The organism is Acidovorax sp. CCYZU-2555 (assembly GCF_018413525.1).
GTDB lineage: Bacteria > Pseudomonadota > Gammaproteobacteria > Burkholderiales > Burkholderiaceae_C > Comamonas.
On sequence record NZ_JAHCDD010000005.1, the window covers coordinates 88,938 to 108,044 of the forward strand.

A 19,107-nucleotide genomic window follows, 5' to 3' on the forward strand; every position below is an offset into this window, starting at 1 on the left:
TCAGACCAGTGCAGCTTCCTGCTTGAGGCCGTATATCTGCAGTACGCCAACCACAATGCCTTGCGCGCTGTGAACGACCAGAGCGCCCACTTCCTTCTCACGCATATAGGCTTCGGCTTCCGAAAACCGTGTGTCTGGAGCAATCGTCAACGGATTGGAAGACATCATTTCCGCAGCCCGCAAAAGCTTGGTATCGCCCTGCGCTTCAAACGCACGGCGCAAATCACCGTCCGTGATGATCCCTTTGAGTTCCTGCTGCTCCATGACCAGCGTCAAACCGAGCCGACCATAGGTGATCGAGTTCACCACATCGCGAAAAGAGGCATCCGGTGCACAAATCGGCAATGCCCCCTTATGCATTACGTCACTTACCCGAGTAAGCAGTTTTCGCCCCAGGCTGCCGCCGGGGTGAAACCGCGCAAAGTCCGCGGGTTGGAAATCACGCTTTACGGTCAGGGCCACGGCCAGGGCATCGCCCATCACCAAAGTATTGGTTGTCGAACTGGTGGGCGCCAGATTGTTCTTGCAGGCCTCGCGCTCCACACCCACATCCAGCACGACATGGGAATGCTGCGCAAGCGTCGAGTCCAGCTTTCCGGTCAGCGAAATTATCTTGTTTTGCTGATGCTGCAGAAAAGGAAGAATGCGCAAGACCTCTTCGGTCTCGCCCGAGTTCGAAATAAGCAGCAAGACGTCGACAGGCCTGATCATTCCCAGATCGCCGTGAAATGCCTCGCCTGGATGCACAAAAAAGGAAGGCGTTCCCGTCGAAGCCAATGTGGCGGCGATTTTTTTCCCAATGATTCCCGACTTGCCCATGCCGACGATGACCAATCGACCCTGCATGGCCAATATGATATCCACCGCCTCATTGAAACCTTCACCCATGCGCGAGCGCATGCGCTGCAGGGCCTCGATTTCAATATCGAGCGTTTCCATTCCTATTGCCAGTGCATCACAGGTGCTTCGCATATTTATCGCCATATTAAATTTTCCCCAGCTGCACAATCGTTATTATAAAAATCATAAATAGCACTGCCTCTCCCCGCCAAGCAGCGCCGCAGCCCGCGCGCATCAACAGATATTCTGCTACACCACACAAGCAGCACAGTTCTCGTGCAGCAAGCACTCAATCAATAACCAATGGTTCGAACGACTTCACGAGGTCGTCGACTGCTTTGATTTGCGCCAGAAATGGCTCCAATTTATCCAAAGGCAAGGCACTGGGTCCATCGCACTTGGCATTGGCGGGATCAGGATGGGCCTCCAGAAAAAGCCCCGCCAACCCGGTCGCCATGCCCGCGCGCGCCAGGTCCACGATCTGCTGACGACGTCCACCAGACGCACCAGCCATAGGGTCACGTTGCTGAAGCGCGTGCGTGACGTCAAAAATGATAGGCAGATTGTTGGTGACCTTCTTCATCACGCCGAAACCCAACATATCAACCACAAGATTGTCGTAACCGAAGCATGTGCCGCGGTCACATAGCATCAACTGGTCATTGCCCGCCTCTTTGAATTTTTCAACGATATTGGCGACCTGCGAAGGGCTCAAGAATTGAGGCTTCTTGATATTGATATGCTTACCCGTCTTGGCCATGGCGACCACCAGATCGGTCTGGCGCGCCAAAAATGCGGGAAGCTGCAACACATCCACCACTTCGGCGACAGGCGCAGCCTGCCAGGGTTCATGAACGTCAGTAATGATAGGAACGCCAAACTCCTTCTTCACCTCCTCAAGAATTCGCAGACCTTCCTCCAGGCCTGGGCCGCGGTATGAGTGGATTGAAGATCGGTTGGCTTTGTCAAAACTGGCCTTGAAGACATAAGGGATTTTCAACTTGTCCGTGACTTTGACGTATTGAGCGGCGCAGCGCAAAGCAAAGTCACAATCCTCAATGACATTGATCCCACCAAACAAGAAAAATCCTCGATCATTCGACAAATTAAGCATGACTGGAACTCCAAAACGAGACATCAGGGTAGTACCCCGGAATTGCCGAAAATCTCTTTAAATTAACTTCTTTACTGACACCATCGGGGTAAAAATATATTCTTGCAAAGAGTGCATCTCTATGCTCCAACACTATATTGGAAATATGAAATGTCAGGCTATAACAGCCGCTGGCATCAATAACCTTGTTTACCTGATAGTACCCTGCATCACCATATCCACCCAGACTCAACGTTATTTTCCCGCCGGACAACTCGACATCAACAAGGCACGAAACATACATACCCTCCTTAATATCTATAGAAAACTCTTTAATCAACTCCCAGTTTAAATAGCAATTCTTGGAAGATTCAAATTCGGCTAAAAACAAGCCTGCATTCGAAGCAATCAACGAACCACTTTCGGGAACCCGGACCCAGGCATTCTGGAAAATTCTATCTCCGTTAGCAACCTTAAGTCGGTCAGCTAGAGACATAGCTAACGAAACAGATTTTTTTATGGAATCGGCATGATTGGTGACACAACCAAAATCATCGCCATCAAATGACAAAAGGCATCCCGACAATAATCCTTTTGAATTGTAAAATCCCACATCATTGCAAAAATATGCCCCTGGATCATTTACAGAATATCTTTTCGCCCAGGATATATTTTCGACATACACGTCAGACAACCTTCTGCTGTGAAACACATTATTATTCGCCACAGCTTTTCTTCTATTCTTCCGCAAAACGGCTATTTGATCATTCTGATCTTCCACATGAATATTAAAATCATGAAAATTATCGATCAAGTCCAGTGCCTTATAGACCTTATCTACGTCACGCCCGAAGGGCATAGAGTGGTCGTCAGTATCCAATGTATAAACAAGAAGCTTCCTGATCGGGGCTGCCGATCCCAATATAAGCTCAACGTTAGCAACATCTATGGGTGCATGACCATGGACAATGCACATCACTTTGTCATACATTTTTTCGTTCAGCAACTTGCCCAAATCGGCGTTCAACCGCTTGGAAGTAAGCTTGGCTATGTTTTTATTTAACTCATACCACCCATAATCCAAAGTCAAGTCCAAGTCGACTTGAGGATTACAAACCAGGGCGTGGATCTCAAGTTGTACAGCGAAATTTATTGCTGCATAGCCCGCCATAGATGAACCAAAGATATAAGACTTCTCTGGATCGAAATTCACCAAGACATTTTTTATGAGTTCAACGTATGAAGCACCAAAGTCCTCATTCAAATACCAGCTATTCCCCGGGTCGGTAATGAATAGCAAATTATATTTACTTTTTTCAAGAAAAGATCGAAGAAGAAAATACTTATCCCCTTGGTTGTGAGCACTCAACAAAATCAGAACGCGGTCACACCCTTCCATAGGCACAAATAAATATTTCTTGCCTTTAAATTCCTTTTCGTGCGATTGCACCACCGACTTCAAATCCATCTCTTATTCCATCAAGATTTTGCGGGAAAAAAATGCCTCAAGGCCCTAACTGGAACAACATGTGAATCAGCACAGAACTTCCGAGGATTCAGCATGAATTTCCTCAACTTCCGTCTGACAGAGCCGTCGCGCCCCGCAGTCACCATATCATTCATCAAGGTCACACTTCCAGCCAATGGCTCTTTGAAAGCAGCAGTCTTCTCCTCAACGCTCATATTTTCAATATTAATATTTTCATTGACTTTTTCGACAATTAAATTATCTTCAACACGAGCACTGGAAGTTTTATAAATGTTTTTTGCCAGCCCAATAATTGGAGACAGCTCAAATATTGAGTTCAGTCTTGTCACCCCGGAATCGTGAATGGAAACCAACTGCCCCTGCATTAAACGCCTTAAAAAATCCTCAAAAACAACAAACTCATCCAAATTCAAGGAACCACTTATGCGCCCTGAATTAATATCTTTCAAAAAATCATCACAAGAAGTCAAAGAATAATCACTGGTAAATCCTTTTTCGCCGAAAAAGGCATTGCCAAACTGAACCGGCTTTAACCCGTGAAATGCAGCCTCTATCAAACTTTGAGAGTTCAGACCAACCACAAAAGTTGACATTGAGAAAATCTTCTCTATTGGATAATGATCCACAATCCTGATTCGCTCTTTCTCCTGAATTGGAAAATCAGCAAAAAAATCATTTAAAACATCTTTTGTAAGAGATTTTTCGACATTGGTTTTTTTTTCCTCCCAAGGGTGGGATTTAAACACCACGTTATAGCCGTCACGGATCAACGTTTCTATGATTTCCTTATAAAAAGAAATAGAAGATAGCCCGACATTCTTATATTCCAGCAAAGAAAAGTCATTGACAACCTGACCTAGTACAGTAACAATTTTCCCTGGTAGCGAAAATTCAATATCCTCACCAAAATCTGGCTGCACCACATTTTTATTCTTTGCCAAAACCACCTTATTAATGGCCTTCATCCTCTCTCTATCAAGCTCATTCCCCTGCAACTTCGGAGCAAGAGAGTCGAAAACAGCTTGATGACGTATATCGCAGTTGTTTGCAATAGGTCCATATTTTTCTTCGCAATAGTAATCATTCCCAGTGAAGAATGACTCCATATGAAGAACTTTTGTCGGCGTGTAACGCAATAGCTCAACCAACGATCTTTGGTAAATTAATGACCCGGAAAAAACACAGCAATGCGTGAATTCTTTTTCGTCGGCTAAAAACTTCGACCAAAAATCCAGCCACCCCCATGCTGCTGCCAAGCACTGCATAAGCACTTGCTTGTTAAGCAACAACATTTTATTGAAAACATCCTCCGACTCTAACGGAAGAGGCTCATTGAACCACGATGGCCCAACAATCACTTTCGACAATATCTCTGCACGAGATATCTTGAAAAGATTTACGCCTTTTATAGAATAATTAAAAAGCGTCTTTTGATCCAGATGAGAGAGAACACGTGCAAATTCATTCAACTCCTGGGACTTTGTTTCGTAGTTCCCAAAAAGGGATATCCAGTCGCGCCGGCCTTTTACAAAATTAACCGATGCGCCAGATTTCTCAACAAATTTAAAAAAAGAAGTAAAGTTTCTCTGATTTATATGCAAATCGTCAGGGATCAAGATGCTATATTTTTTTATCATTTCACGCCACCATCTCTATATCCGAAAAAATTTCAAGCTGATCTTCTGCCGCATCAACAAATAATGGGGCACGCACATCAGCACCAATTATTTTTGAATAAACATCCAAATTTCCAGCAATTGAATCTTGCCAAGTAGGTATCAGAGATGTCGATGCTCTGCAATTTTTTTCAACCATTGAAAAAATAGAACGGTCATCGAGAATTTCGTTAATTTGCTCGGCATCCTGATCCGGGTCCAAGCTTAAGAAAAATCCATTTTCTTTGTGCTTGATGAAGTCCAAAGACATGCCGACGCGACTCGAAAATATTGGCGTCCCCGTGGCCAAGGCTTCCGGTACGTTGGCCGGACCACCTTCATGGCTGCTGCACATTAGCAGAGCATCAATCTTTGAATAAAATCCCTGAAACACTCTGTACGGAAGGCGTTCGAAGACATCGACTTCAAAACCAAGCTTTCTAAATAAAATTGCATCAATGGAACGATCTTCTCCCACCAAGACAAATTTCACTTTAGCTGGATTCAAACGCTTTACCAACTCTAGAAGGTAAGCCTCGCCTTTCACTCTACGACCATATCTCCTGGAGGCAATACCAATTACAAACTTATCCTCCGGGAGTCGATTTTTCTCCCCCAAAGCAAGAACTTCGTTGTTGTATCCATGTGCAACAACATGGATCGAGTTGGCGACCAAACCCTCATCGTGTAGCAAGATATTCCTTTGTTTTTCATTCAAACAAATGACGGCAGCTGATTCAGCATACCTCGGTACAAATCTTTGCCTCGAATGCCAGACATCCGGATCATCCAAATCATGATGGACTGTGCAGACTGCGTTATTCAGCAGCTTCTTTTCAAGATGAGGACGATGGTAATGATAGATATCAGCCCCATCCATTGGACTCACGCTTTCAACATGAACAACCCAAGAGGGACTATATTTCGTAAAATACCCCAATATCGCAGAGAAAATACCACTATCGATATTTTTACTCATTACATGGTTGACAATATATTTCTTGACAGTCATTTGCGCCTCTTTCCAATCACAGACCAAAAACAACTTTCGCACTTACTGCGATTTGAAAAAGTATTTGAGTCATATCTTTCCAAAACTGGCGTTTCTTCTCATCCACCTTGGGCAGCACTAGAATCTGGTCGCCAGCATGAATATCTGTGCTCGCAAATATTTTCTTGGTTTCCACCTGCTCGAAGGAACCATCGCGCCGCGCAACAACCACACGTGCGTTATCTGCCATTTGCGTGAATCCGCCAGCGCGGTTGATGTAGTCCTGCAGGCTCAAATCACCCTCAAAAGCGACGGCATTCGGGAAAAGTACTTCGCCGCTGACCAGCACCAGATCGTCCTTGCGCGGAATACGGATGACATCACCGTTTTCAAGCAATATGGCGTCGCGCTGGCTGGCTTGGGAAATCTGCACTTGACCCACGGGCTCGATCTTTTTGGCGCGGTCAACCCATTGCAAGCTCAGTTCTGCTTCTTCCTTGCGCAAACGTGCTTCATCACTGCTGCCGCTGCGCGCAGTGAGCAACGACATTTCGAGGTTGTGCAGACTGGTGGCCAGCATTTCCTTCTGGCGCTGCTTCACGCTTTCGCGGAACAATTGCACGCTTTTTGTGTCGGCATCGGGCGTAGGAGCAATCCCCTGCATCAATGCACCCATGCGGGTACCGTAAGGAAGCACATATTCCTGGGCGCTGTTGTGCTCACCTTCAACGCGCACGGTAATAGTGCCGGGCTTTTTGTCTGCGGTGAACTCCAGCTCATCGCCATCCATCAGCGCAACGGTCGAGGCTTCAGCGAGCGGGTAATACTCGGCGTTGCGTACACTTCCGGTATTGCGCACCACGCGCACATGGGTGGCGGTGGCCACCGGTTTTGCCAGCTCCATCAATTGCGCCACGCTTTGCGTGCCATCCTTGAATTCGAAACGCTTGGCATTGGCCACCAGGCCCTTGACCTTCACACGCTTGGCATGCGGGGGCACGAAAATCACATCGCCATCGGCCAGCTGCACCATTGGCATATTGCCGCTGAGCAGAAAATCGTAGAGGTTGACAACGGCTTTGGTTGTCTGGCCACGCTTGATGCTCACTTGCAAGTAGGAGCCACGCTCCGGGTCCACGCCCCCTGCCATGTCGAGGTAGCGCAGGACGCTGTCCATGCTGGTGCCGTTGTAAAGACCGGGGCGGTTTACATTGCCGCCGACAAACACCCGTACAGGCTGCGCTGCGGCCAAACTTGCGTAGCTGCTGACATTGTTGCGGAACGTTCTGCGTACCGCGTTTTGCACCACTGTCTGCAAATCCTCATTGCGCACGCCCTGCAATTTCACTGGGCCCGCATGGGGCAGGAAAATATTGCCTTTCGGGTCCACCGTCAGCGTTTCTTCCAACGTGAAAGCTCCCCACAGCCGTACCTGGATCTGGTCGCCAATGGCAATGGCGTAGTCAGGGTTGAACTGGGTCGCGCCCGGCTGGCTGAACGCGCCGGTAAACAGCTGGGCACCAAACACGTCGCTGGTCTGGTTGTTGAGTTGGTCCTGGCTTTGCGCGGGAACTGGCGCTGGCGATTGCGGACCCATTGCTGCGCCAGGGATTTCTCGGCCGACGGCCTTGGCCGCGGCAGCATTTGCAGCGGCGGCGGTGGTGGCGGCCGTCGTTGCCGACGCAGAGGGAACACCCAGACCCATGGCCGTATTCAGATCGTATTGCGCCCAGGCAGGATGCAATATTCCGGCAAGAATCGCCATTGCCGCGGTGTGGCGCAAGCGCCTTATGGGCAGGGCTTTTGGTGGTGGACTTGTCTTCATAGGGAGCAATCAATATTTAGCGGCTTGAGCGAATCGGGAATGCAAGGCTGTGCCGCACGGGCGGCCCTTCGATGCCTAGCCTGACTCTGAGCGGACGGACCGGTGATGAGAACTCCCGGCGCAAAATGCGACCCAGGAGTCACCAGCGCGAGGGACACTGGACAGGTACGCAATCTCAGTCCTTGTGGTCACGCACGATGGCCTGCAGCAGATGGGCGACGCCGGCGAGCAGCAGAATCACAATGATCCATACCGCGGTGGTGTACAGCCGCCGTGGCTCGGTGGCGTCCTGTGGCAGATTAGGCTGCTGCAGCACCGAGACTTTCTTGAGGGTGCGCGTGGCTTCGAGACGCCCCTGCTCCAGCGCAGTCAGCGCGGTCTTGTACATGTCGAGCGCGAATCGCGATTGCAGTTCGAGCTGGGCAAATGCTTCAGCGGTGCGATTGAGTGTCTTGCCCCCGGGCGCAGCCAGCTTTGCCTGTTCCTGGGCCATTTGCTTTTCGATCGCAGCGATGCGCTGGTCGAGAAGCACTATGTTGGGGTGGTCTTTGACCAAGTAGGCCTGTAGCGCGCTGCGCTGCGCCTGCAAGTCGGCAAGCTGCCCCTGCAGGCTTGCAACGATGGTGCCAATCACCTGCGCCGCAGCCTCAGGCGAGATCAACCCCTTTTTCTCCTGAAAGTCAAGCAAAGCCTGACGGCTGCTCTGTACTTTAGCGTTCAGTGTTTCGACCTGTCCTTCAAGAAAGGTGACCTGGTCCTGTGCGATGGCGTGGGCCATGCGGTTCATGAAGCGCTCCCCCTCCCGCACCAGCGCCTGATTGATTTTCTGCGCCACTTCCGGGCTGTATGCCTGGGCCTTGACCACCAGCACGCCCGCAAATTCGTCGTACTCCACCTGCACGCGGCGCAGATAGTAGGCGCTGAAGCTTTCCCGGCTCGCATCTGCGCCCCAGAGACGCGACAGCCAGTCGCCCTCGGCGCTGAAATGGGCGCGCAGGCCCAGCTTGGCGTCGAGTTGCTCGGCCATGTCAGGCGAGCGCAGATGCTCGCGCAGCAGCAGTTGGTCCGCGCGGTTGGCTCCCGCCGAAGCGCCGGAGATCAGGCTGCCAAGGTCCAGCGCCGTTCCGCTGTGCAAGCTTGTGCTTTGGATGATGAGGCGCGACTCAGATACATACCTGTCGGAAGCAACGCCCAGCCAGTAAACGGCGCTGCAGATGCAGGCCACGGCAGTCAGACCGCGCAAAGGGGAATGTCGCAGCCACTGGACGCTGCGTTGGAAAGGAGAAACCATGGTCATGAACTGGAGGGAGAGGTACTGTCGTTGTAGGCGCGCAAGGCGTCGTCGATCTGGTCAAACCAGTGCGCCTGGCCCTGGTGCAGCCAGATGCCGGCCTGGCAAAAATCCCGCAGCGTGCCTTCGCTGTGCGAAACCATGACGATGCTGGCCTTGCCGACCAGGTCCTTGAAAGCCTTGGCGGCTTTGGCCTGGAAGGCACGGTCGCCCGCAGCCGTGACTTCGTCGGAGATATAGACATCGAAGTCAAAAGCCAACGACAACGCGAACTGCAGGCGTGACTTCATGCCGGAGGAATAGGTCTTGATCGGTTCATCGAAAGACGCACCGATTTCGGCGAACTCCTGCACTCTCTGCAGGATGCGCGGGATGTCATGCTCCATCCCATGGATGCGCGCCACGAACTTGGTGTTCTGGCGCCCGGTCATGCTGCCCTGCAAGCCGCCGCCGAAGCCCATGGGCCAGGAAACCTTGACATGCCTGCGCACCTCGCCCTTGCTCGGGTAGTCCACTCCCCCCACGATGCGCAGCAGCGTGGACTTTCCGGCGCCATTGCCCCCGATGAGTCCTACGCTGCAGCCTGCGGGAATGGTCAGGTTGACGCCCTTCAACACCCATGGCCCCATGCCGTGGTCGGTGTGATAGCGCTTGTGTACGTCCACCACTTCGATCATTGCGTCACCAACCGTTCATTGAAGCGGCGGAACAGCGCCAGCCCCGTGAAGACAAGTACCAACGCGCAAGCATAGGCATAGCCAAGGTCCAGGCCTGTCACCGCGTGGTAGTAAGGCGAGAAACCCACGCGGCCGGCCTCGATGGCATGCGCCAGAGGGTTGAGCAGCAGCCAGTCAAGGTAAGGCGGCTGCACCATCGACAAGGGGAAAATGACTCCGGAAACCATCATCAACGGCATCATGATGAAGTTGATGACGCGTTCCATCTCGGGCACCAGCTTGATCAGGACGGCAAAAGTCATGCCCAATCCCAACCCACACAGCCAGGCCAGGGTGAAGGCCTCAAGCACCTGAAATACGCTGGTCGGCCAAGACATCCACCCAAAGAGGGTGCCCACAAAAAACATCATGCTACTGATAATCAGCATGCTGATGCCTTCCACCATGGCACGCGCGAGCACTACGTCCGCAGGTCGCACCTGCCGGTAGGAAAAAAGCGCGCCGTTGGCACTGACGCCGTTCTGCACCTGTGACAGCGTGCGCCGGAACGTCATGAACACAAGCATGCCAATTGCTATCCAGAGCGCCGTTTCAATGCCGCCGACGTGGCGCACGCGAATTCCGGTAAAGATAAGAATCAGCCACAGCACGTTGACCAAGGGTTCGGCAACGAGCCAAACCCACGCCAGACGCGAACCAAACATGCGAACCACGGCCTCGCGCAGGAACAGCGCTTTCCAAACGGCCATGGCTGACTCGAAGTTGCCCATGGGATGCCGCGCCGGCTTCACTGACATCGGCATGGCTTGAGGACGCGGAACAACTGCGCGCGAAATGGCGCTCGCGTAGTTGTTCGAAACAGGGGAAATTTCATGAGAGACGGAGCGGAATTGGCACTGCCGCAGTGGGCACCGACAACCATAAGGGAGCTTGAAAAGTAGGTATTATGCCCTATAGACAAAGAAGCAAAAAAATGATACGCGAGGTAACTTTTGTCTTCTTCGACAGCAGGATTCTATGGGCAATTTCCTCATGACATTTATTAACATTCATTAACTTCTTGTCATAAATTTCAAAATCTCAATATCTGCACCGCACAAACCCCATATTAACCTTTATTTATTACACAATAATACAAAAAACACAATATAAGATAATTAAAAACAAAAACTCACAAGGAAATAACGTTGATGTTTTTCTGAATATTTTCAGCCCCCGCGATACAGGGAGCACATCGATCCAAACATGAAAACCATTAAATCAATTGACATGAAAAATAAAGTCAAAAAAAAAAAGAAAGAAGAACCAACAATATTAAATTACATAGAGGCCCGAAGAAATAATTCGCTTTTCAACGCACATCAGGGACGGCATGCCAGCCGAGACTGCAGATCCAGCGCCGAAATTCCTACAGGCTGTACCTTTCCTGCCCGGCTTGGATATAGACGGCCTCAATGCACAGTAAAGCTGCAATCCATCAGCCCAGCCACTGCAAAGGAGTTATATGCCCGAACAACCGGCTTCATTGCCAGCGCACAAGCGTTCCTGGCTTTTTCTGACCTTGGCATTTCTCGCGCTGCATGTCTTTTCCGACCCGCATGTGCCAGTCCCGGTCGCCGAACGCGTGGCCACCGAGTTCTCGCAGTGCAAGCATTTCTTTCCCGCCGGACTTCCGCCAATTGTTCCCAAGGCACCCTTGCAGCGCGAACTGTGCTTTGACGGTTTTGCCGTGTTGCACAGCGGAGAAACCAAGACACCGGTATTTGTCGTCGAACATCTGGACCGGTTCATTCTTCAGCAGGGGCGCAAGGTACGGCGAAGCGCCCGTTTCTATGCCGAAGGCCGGCTTCCCAGCGAAGAGCGCGCGGAAGTCGACGACTATAGAAATTCTGGTTATTCGCGCGGGCATATGGCCCCAGCGGGCGACATGGGCTCTGAGGAAGGAAAAGCCCAAAGCTTCAGCCTGGCCAACATGGCGCCCCAAGATGTGGAACTCAACAACGGCGCCTGGAATGACATCGAGCAAAATACGCGCAAATATGTGCAACGCGCCCAGGCCGGTGTCTATATATTCACAGGGCCGGTGTATTCGCAAGCGGCACACACCATAGGCTACAGCGGCGTACAAGTGCCGCAGTATTTCTACAAGCTGGTATACGACCCGAGTAATGGCAACAGCTGGGCGCACTGGCAAGCCAATGAGCCGCGGCGCAAGGTCAGCGCGCCCATCACTTACGACGAGCTGGTGCGACGCACGGGAATTGAATTCGTGCCACGCTGATCTCCCGATCAGGCGCATCAATGATCAGAAATCGATTTCACGCATGGAAAAACCCGCTTTTCTGAAGTTCATTCTAGTTGCCCGCATTTTTCAATGCTGGGGGATTCTTTGAAAGCGCCCCCCGCAACTACATGGGCCTGCTGCTTGCGCGGCAGCGTATGCCTGAAGCGGTCGGAGAGCGAACGCACTCCGAACAGGCCCAGGGGTAGAGCAAACTAGCGAACTTCGCAGTCGACGGTGTTGCTTTTGGACGCGCTGGATGCCGTCGAAGCCGGAAGGGGCGCATTGAAGGACACCGGCGGCGAAAATGCAAGGCCGGGGTTATTTGGGAGCACGACGGGTGCTTGGATAGCGCTAGGGGTATAGCCAAACTGCCCTGGCGCAAAGTTTGCTGTGCCCGCTTTGTTGCTTACGCTGATGAGACCATCTATCACGTGCACATACAGGCCTGGCGCCAAGTTTGGCGTTGGCACGGTAGGATTGCGCTGTATGACCACCGTGGCCGTCGCCGGCGCAACGAAAGCGGATAGCAGCGTCAGAAGAAACAGGGATTTTTTCATGGTTGCACCGATACGTTGAAGGTTCCCGCGCCTTGCAGGTCGCCCTTGGGGGTTCTGATCAAAGTGGCTTGCGGGCTGCGCTTGCCCAGCGCACCAGGAGTGCTGACGAAGCCGCCCTGCTCCAGGCCGATCTCGAAGCGATCGAGTTGCGGCTGCGCCGCGTCGAAGCTGAAGCGGGTGATCGCCACCACAGAGTCGGGTTTCATCATGATTTCTGCGCCGTCGGCGAATTTCACCAGCGCGAAGCCGCGGGCTTCGGTGGTGAGCGTATCGCCCTGGTTGATTTTGGAGTCGACGGCAAGCAGTTTGGTCGCGCCCTCCGGGCTGCGCGCAACGACCAGACCGGCCAGATGCGTGAGAGCGGCCACGGGCTGTGCCAGCGCAGCGGACGACAAAATGGCTGCGCAGAAAGAAAGCCCGAGCAGGCAGAAGATGCGATTGTTCTTTTTCATGGACTGCCTCAATTGCAATATAACTTCTTGGCAGGGATGTTTTTCTGCCCTGTGGAATCAACCGGCGCTGTGGCCGAATTCTCGCCTTTGGAAACCGACAGGGCGATCTCTGACGTTGTAGGAGCCAGCGGCGGCGCGCTGGACTGAACGGCCTTGATCACCTCATTGGACGCCTGCTGGACCGGTTTCACCGGCTCCGATGCAGTGGGCGGCGACAACACCTGGCACAGGGCCGAGTTCGGCGCGATCGAGCAGATATCTGCCGAAGGGGGCGGCGTGGGCGTGGGCGTGGGCGTGGGCGTGGGCGTAGGCGTAGGCGTAGGCGTAGGCGTAGGCGTAGGCGTAGGCGTAGGCGTAGGCGTAGGCGTAGGCGTGGTTGGCGGCCCTGGAGGGGGCTCGCTGACCGGCGGATTAGTCACTGGCGGCGTCACAACCGGTGGTTCGACAGGCGGCTGCACCGGAGGTTGAACCGGCGGCTGCACTGGTGGCTGAACCGGCGGCTGAACTGGCGGCTGAACCGGCGGCTGAACTGGCGGCTGAACTGGCGGCTGAACTGGAGGCTGAACCGGCGGCTGAACTGGAGGCTGAACCGGCGGCTGCACGGGAGGAGCGACAACAGTTGGCGCCGTAGTAGCCTTCACCTGCGCTATCGCACTGCCCGTGGATGGATAGACCACCGACAGCGTGCCGGTGGTGCCGGAGGCAAGGATCGCCGGTGCGCTCACTGTCGTGAAGGATCCTGCGCTGCCTATGTTGCTGCCCATGATAAATCCGGCCAGCGTGTCATTGACCGGCAGGCCGCCGCCCAGCGTAGACAGATTCAGCTTGCCGGCCAGCTGGACCAGGCCCGTGACGTCGAGTTTGTCGGCGTTGTCGCCGGCAAGCCGAATGTTCAGCACGCCTTGTGGGCGCTGGGTGTAGCCGCCGTTGATCGTCAGCGTGCCCACTTCGTCGGAACCGCCTGGAGCGACGACACCACTATTGAACAGCGTGGGGACAGCCTGGACCTCGTTGTTGAACAGCCTGGCCATGCCATTGCCGAGGTCAACAGTGCCCGTACCGCGGATTGTGCCGGCGTTGTAAAGATCGGCGCCGGTGCTGCTCAGCGTCGCGCCCGAAGCGATGTTGACGATGCCCGCATTGGCATTGGTGTCCGAGAAAGTAACGCCAAACGTGCCGCCGTCAATCTGCAGCACGCCGCCGGCGAGGTTCTTGAGCGGCGCCGGCGTACTGCCGCTACCCGTCTTGACGATGGTGCCGCGATTGATGAGTTGGCCCTGGTAGCCGCCACTGAAGCTGTTTGTGCCGGACGAGGCAACCTGCAGCAGTGCGCCAGCTTCGTTGTTGATGGTGGAGTCCATCGCCAGCATGAGGCGCGAGTTGTCCTTTACGTCCACGACACCGCTCGCCTTATTGTTGAAAGTGGCATTCGCGTCGATGGCGAGCACGCCAGACCGAGAGGGGCCGACGTTAATCGTTCCGTAGTTGTCCCAGACGGCGGCAGTGTTGAGCACCAACTCGCCCGCAACATTGACCATGTTATATGTCGTGAACTTTTTGCCCAAGCCTCCCACAAAAGTGAAAGGCGAGGAATCAATGTTCAGAGTGGGCGCATCTTTGGTCAGTGTCACAGCGTCCAGCATCTCCAGATTGCCCCGCCATGTCATGACGCCTTTGCCTGTGATCTCGACACCACCGGCAAGCTTTGAGCCTTCCACGCCCTGCTCTGCACCCTTCACAAGCAGCTCGGCACCCTGCGCTACTTTCACAACCCCGCCCACGGTCGTCCTGAGCAATGACAGCTGGCCGGATTCAATCTCGATGCTGCCTGCTGCGCCGTTCAACCTGACAATGTTTTGGGCGCCCTCCGAGGTCTTGACTATCTGGCCGTTATTGGTGAGGTTGACCGATCCGCTCGATCCGGTCAGCACGTCCGCGTTGGTGCCTGACAGCGTCAGCCGACCGGTGTTGACCAAGCTCGCGTCCGGATTATCCAGGCTGAGCGCGCCTGCACCCTGCAGTTCGATCTCGCCAGCATTGTTCCAGGCGCCTTGAAGGGTCTGGGCGGAATCGATCGACACCCGGGCACCCTGCTGCACATTCACCGCTGCGGCGTTGACCTGCGAAGCACCGCTGAGCGTCGTGGTGCCGCCCACAATGTTCAGCGTGCCGTTGCCGAAGGCCTCTGCACCGTTTGCGACGTTGATCGATCCACCATTGAGGTTTAGATCGGCATTGACCACGGCGGCATGGCCGGGAGCGTTGCGCTCACCGATTGCATTGCTGCTCAGATTGAGTGTGAGCGCACCCGACGTGCTGCTGATGGGGGCGTTGATTGCAATGTTGTTGTGCGCGCGCAGTGTCAGCGCGGCCTCTTCGCCGCTGGTCTTGGCGATCGCGGCGCTGACGGTGATATTGCCGGCATCAGTGCCGCCCTCGCCGGTCTGCAGCGAGACATTCACGCCGCTGTTCAATTGCCCCACGATGGTATCGGCGCCGATCTTGGTGCCGTTCGCGTGCGACTCGATGATGCCGCTTTCCACGCTGGCGCCGCCCGTGGAGACAGTTTCAACGACTTCCAGATTACTGGGATCAATCAGCCATTCGCCGCCCCTGCCCACGGTCGGCGCATTCTTGACGTTGAGGCGCGAATGACCCGAGGTGTCGACAAAACCACCAGTGCCCACGCTGCCCGTGGCCGATATGCGGCCGTCGATATCGGCGGTGTCGCCCACCAGCACCACATTGCCGCCAGCGGTGCCGTTGGCGTGGATGTTCGAAGTAGAGGACGTTTTCAGCTCGGTGGCGCGCAGGAACACACGGCCGCCCACGCTTTCGGCGCTGCTGGCGCTGATTTCGCCAGCATTGGCGACCAGCGCAGCGCCCAGACCAACGCGGCCGGCTTCGGCCACGATGCGGCCCATGTTCCTGACTTCGCCGCCCGCGCCAGACAAGGCGATGGAGACGCCCGGATGGCCCGTGTCTACCAACTGCACGTTCTGGCCCGCGGCCAGCAGCACTTCGCCCTGGGGCGCGTTGAGGCTGCCGGTGTTTTCCACCTGCTGACCGACCAGATAGATGCGGCCTGCACCCGCTGCGGCGCCGACGTTGATCGCGCCCGCATTGCGCACGCTCCCTGCATTGCCCGACGACGTGAATGTCAGACGGCCTGCGAGGAAGTCTGCATCGCTCACATTGAGCGTGCTGGCAATGAAGCTGCCGACGTCAATGCGCGCGCCCTGCCCGACCATGATGCCGGCCGGATTGATCAGCCACAGCGCGCCATTGGCCGTGATCTGGCCGTAGATCTGTGACGGATCGGTGCCGGTCACGCGCGCCAGCAGCGCCGCGGCCGCGCCTGGCTGGCGAATGTCGACCAGCGCGGACGAGCCGACGTTGAAGGTCGAGAAATTGACCAGCGCCTGGCCCGTGGTCTGGTGGATGTTGAGCGTCGTGCCGTTCTGCACGATGGACGCCTGGCCGCCGATCACGGTGCCGCCCGTGGGCAACGCGCCTGGGGCGAGCTGAGCGCGCGCGCCACCAGCGCACATGGCCGCGACCACCAGGGAGAGGAAGCGCAGCTTGAATGCCTTGTTCGATTTCATGGGATGCCTTGTTGTTTTAGAACGCGAACATCGCGCTGAGGTGGGCGCGCCAGTCGCCGCGCTTCTCGGAGAATGAGCTGCCCGACGCGAGCACGCGGGCCACGTCCAGGCGGGCGCTGAAGTCGCGGCTCAAGGTGTAGCGCGCGCCCACGCCGGTGCTGGCCACATTGGTGTGGCTGGGCAGATAGGTGCCCGCAGCCTTTCGGTTCGCGCCGTAGCCTGCGTCAACGAAGACCAGCGCGCGCAGATTGACCGGCAGGCCCATGCCTGGACCGAGCTCGGGCGTGTAGAGCTCGGCGTTGAGCACCAGACCGCTGTCCGCGGCCACGGCACGCTCGTCGAAGCCGCGCACCGCGTTCGCACCCACCAGGCTCAGCTGTTCGCTCGCCACCAGCGGCGTGTTGGTCAGTTGGGCATTGCCGCCCAAGCGCACCTGCCAGCCGCTGTCGAGCGCTTGCAACACCGTGGCGCCGCCGCGAAGCACCATGAAGCCGTCGCGCGTGCTGCGGTTGCCTGGCGTCAGGTAGGAGTAGCGGTCGGTGCGGCCGTCCAGATTCGTATAGCGCGTGCCGCTCGCAAGGTTGCGCGCCAGGCCGATGTTGTACGCCAGCGCCTGTTCCACGCCATCGCGCTGGCCTGTGTAGGTGATGCTCAACGGCGTGGTCGTATACGGCACGCAGGAGGAGATCGGCGGGGTCGCACCGGTGGTGCTGACGGGCATGCCGTTCACATCGCAGCGCGAGTCGATTTTCTTGTGGTCCAGCCCGAAAACGAGCTTCGCGGCAGTCTCGCCCGAGCGCCCCAGGAAGTGGTTGTAGCGCAGGCCCAAGGTCTCGCCCCTGCCAGTGAAGCCCAGCACACCGCCCAGCGTTGGCGAACTCGCGGGCGTGTTGACGCTGGAACGGCCGTAGACGAAGTCGATGCTGTCGCCCAGCGCATATAGCGGCACGCGGTAACCGACGGAATACACGTTGAGGTTCTGGCCCGACGGGCCGTCCGGCGATGTGGAGTACGCCAGCGTGCCCACATGGTCGCGATCGAACAGATTGGCATGCTGCACGGCGATGCCGCTGCGCCAATGGCCGCTGGCCGCGGTACCGGTGTTGTCCAGCGTCGCAATGAAGCGCAACGGCTTGTGATCGACGACAGACACCGTGGCATCCACCGTGCCAGGCAACGAACCTTCGGCCATGCTCACCGACACCTGCTTGGCCGGGTTGTCGTTGGCCAGCTGGATCGATGCGGAGAGGTCGCCCAGGCGCGGCGCGGCGCCGGTCTGCAGGCTGCCCAGACTCGCGCGAATGTTCTCGGTGCTGAAATGCTGGTTGCCCACGACCGTGACGGGAGTCATCACGGCTTCCACCACGCGGATCTTCACAGCGCCGCCCGCCAGCTCCTGCTCGGGAACTGTCACCTTCACCGCGGTGAAACCGGACTGCACGTAGGCGCGCTCGATGGCGTCCACGGCACGCTGGATATCGCTGAATTCGCGCTGCGCACCCGTGAGCGGTGCGACCGCACGGGCGATGGTTTCGCTGGAGACCAGCGTATTGCCTTCCACCTGAAAGCGTGCGATGTCGAAGCGCGCAGCACCCGGCTCGGCAGCGTGAACGGAAAAACCGGCCAAGGCGGCGCACAGCGCCAGCGGCGTCAGACGGACTGACAGGAAATGGCGTGGGAGCATCGGATTTTTTGGCTGACGCGCGCGCTGGCACTGGCGCGGGCGGATGGTTGCAATTGGAAAGTCGTGGAGCGGTGCTCGGTGCGAAATTATCCGTGAGATAAACATTTTTTTACATGCATAACGACGGTTTACATGGAACCAATATCGGAAAACAGACACAGCTTGCACCGCCATTTGCGCCGGACATTGAATCCACTCCGACGTTCGTTGCAGGCGTGTTCGCGCCGGCATCGGCAACGTATTGGCCGTGGGGGTTTGCGCTGCGGTGTGCACAACGTCGGCCTTGCCTGCCGCAGCCGTCGCAGCAAGGCCCATGACAACAGCGCGCCCGGGGCCTGGCTCAAACGGAGCCGCCCCCCGAACGACACCTATGAATTCGCAGAGAAATCAAGAAAATCGAACAGTTGCACTCAACTGGCGCATGGCCGTTGCGCCGCTGATGGACGGGTTAAACAAACCTGCAAGCTGTTGATTTCATTGGCGATCAAGGCAATCACCAAACTGGGCGTAGCACTCACGTAGCACTTACGCAGCACATAGCCACTCCCCTTGGGGTGGCTGACCTGACCAACGACGGCGTTGGCATGTTGAGGTGTCGGCTGAGCACGGGCACACGATCGACCTGTGAGGCTTCAAATTGAACTTGCTTGAAGCAGTTCAAGGC

General features: G+C 55.3%; 14 protein-coding genes. 1 reads left to right on the forward strand and 13 read right to left on the reverse strand.

Features of this window, described 5'->3' with window-relative positions; genetic code table 11:
* The 9 genes from KHY18_RS03090 to KHY18_RS03130 form a co-directional block, all read right to left on the reverse strand.
* The gene (locus KHY18_RS03090) at positions 1–939 is read right to left on the reverse strand and encodes a KpsF/GutQ family sugar-phosphate isomerase (RefSeq protein WP_249728874.1); all 939 of its coding nucleotides are present in this window, start codon (positions 937–939) and stop codon (positions 1–3) included.
* 190 nt (positions 940–1,129) lie between these two features.
* Entirely contained in the window at positions 1,130–1,954 is an 825-nt protein-coding gene (gene kdsA, locus KHY18_RS03095) for a 3-deoxy-8-phosphooctulonate synthase (protein ID WP_213294220.1), read from the reverse strand.
* Entirely contained in the window at positions 1,947–3,401 is a 1,455-nt protein-coding gene (locus KHY18_RS03100) for a hypothetical protein (RefSeq protein ID WP_213294222.1), read from the reverse strand. The genes kdsA and KHY18_RS03100 overlap by 8 nt, the downstream gene beginning before the upstream one ends.
* Before the next feature lie 11 nt (positions 3,402–3,412).
* A complete protein-coding gene (locus tag KHY18_RS03105; protein WP_213294224.1) occupies positions 3,413–5,038 on the reverse strand; it encodes a capsular polysaccharide export protein, LipB/KpsS family in 1,626 nt (541 codons plus the stop codon).
* A gap of 22 nt (positions 5,039–5,060) precedes the next feature.
* On the reverse strand, positions 5,061–6,089 hold the full coding sequence (locus KHY18_RS03110) for a glycosyltransferase family 4 protein (protein WP_213294226.1): 1,029 nt from the start codon (positions 6,087–6,089) through the stop codon (positions 5,061–5,063).
* A 16-nt stretch (positions 6,090–6,105) separates the two neighbouring features.
* Entirely contained in the window at positions 6,106–7,893 is a 1,788-nt protein-coding gene (locus KHY18_RS03115) for a polysaccharide biosynthesis/export family protein (RefSeq protein ID WP_249728875.1), read from the reverse strand.
* Between the two features lie 175 nt (positions 7,894–8,068).
* Entirely contained in the window at positions 8,069–9,190 is a 1,122-nt protein-coding gene (locus KHY18_RS03120; RefSeq protein WP_213294228.1) for a KpsE/RkpR family capsule polysaccharide export protein, read from the reverse strand.
* A complete protein-coding gene (locus tag KHY18_RS03125) occupies positions 9,187–9,861 on the reverse strand; it encodes an ABC transporter ATP-binding protein (protein WP_213294230.1) in 675 nt (224 codons plus the stop codon). Before KHY18_RS03125 ends, KHY18_RS03120 begins: the two co-directional genes overlap by 4 nt.
* The gene (locus KHY18_RS03130) at positions 9,858–10,631 is read right to left on the reverse strand and encodes an ABC transporter permease (protein ID WP_213294232.1); all 774 of its coding nucleotides are present in this window, start codon (positions 10,629–10,631) and stop codon (positions 9,858–9,860) included. Before KHY18_RS03130 ends, KHY18_RS03125 begins: the two co-directional genes overlap by 4 nt.
* A 791-nt stretch (positions 10,632–11,422) precedes the next feature.
* Here KHY18_RS03130 and KHY18_RS03135 point away from each other — a divergent pair.
* Positions 11,423–12,142: a DNA/RNA non-specific endonuclease gene (locus tag KHY18_RS03135; protein WP_249728876.1), complete on the forward strand. Its 720-nt coding sequence runs from the start codon at positions 11,423–11,425 to the stop codon at positions 12,140–12,142.
* A 215-nt stretch (positions 12,143–12,357) separates the two neighbouring features.
* On the opposite strand, the gene KHY18_RS03140 is transcribed toward KHY18_RS03135, so the two are convergent.
* Genes KHY18_RS03140 through KHY18_RS03155 form a run of 4 tightly spaced genes read right to left on the reverse strand, consistent with a single transcriptional unit; the run spans position 12,358 to position 18,443 of the window.
* Complete coding sequence (locus tag KHY18_RS03140) at positions 12,358–12,702, reverse strand: hypothetical protein (RefSeq protein ID WP_213294236.1); 345 nt, start codon at positions 12,700–12,702, stop codon at positions 12,358–12,360.
* Positions 12,699–13,154: a FecR domain-containing protein gene (locus tag KHY18_RS03145; protein WP_213294239.1), complete on the reverse strand. Its 456-nt coding sequence runs from the start codon at positions 13,152–13,154 to the stop codon at positions 12,699–12,701. The genes KHY18_RS03140 and KHY18_RS03145 overlap by 4 nt, the downstream gene beginning before the upstream one ends.
* Positions 13,155–13,162: 8 nt before the next feature.
* Entirely contained in the window at positions 13,163–16,759 is a 3,597-nt protein-coding gene (locus KHY18_RS03150) for a two-partner secretion domain-containing protein (RefSeq protein WP_213294241.1), read from the reverse strand.
* A gap of 16 nt (positions 16,760–16,775) precedes the next feature.
* On the reverse strand, positions 16,776–18,443 hold the full coding sequence (locus KHY18_RS03155; protein ID WP_213294244.1) for a ShlB/FhaC/HecB family hemolysin secretion/activation protein: 1,668 nt from the start codon (positions 18,441–18,443) through the stop codon (positions 16,776–16,778).
* Between the last annotated feature and the right edge of the window lie 664 nt (positions 18,444–19,107).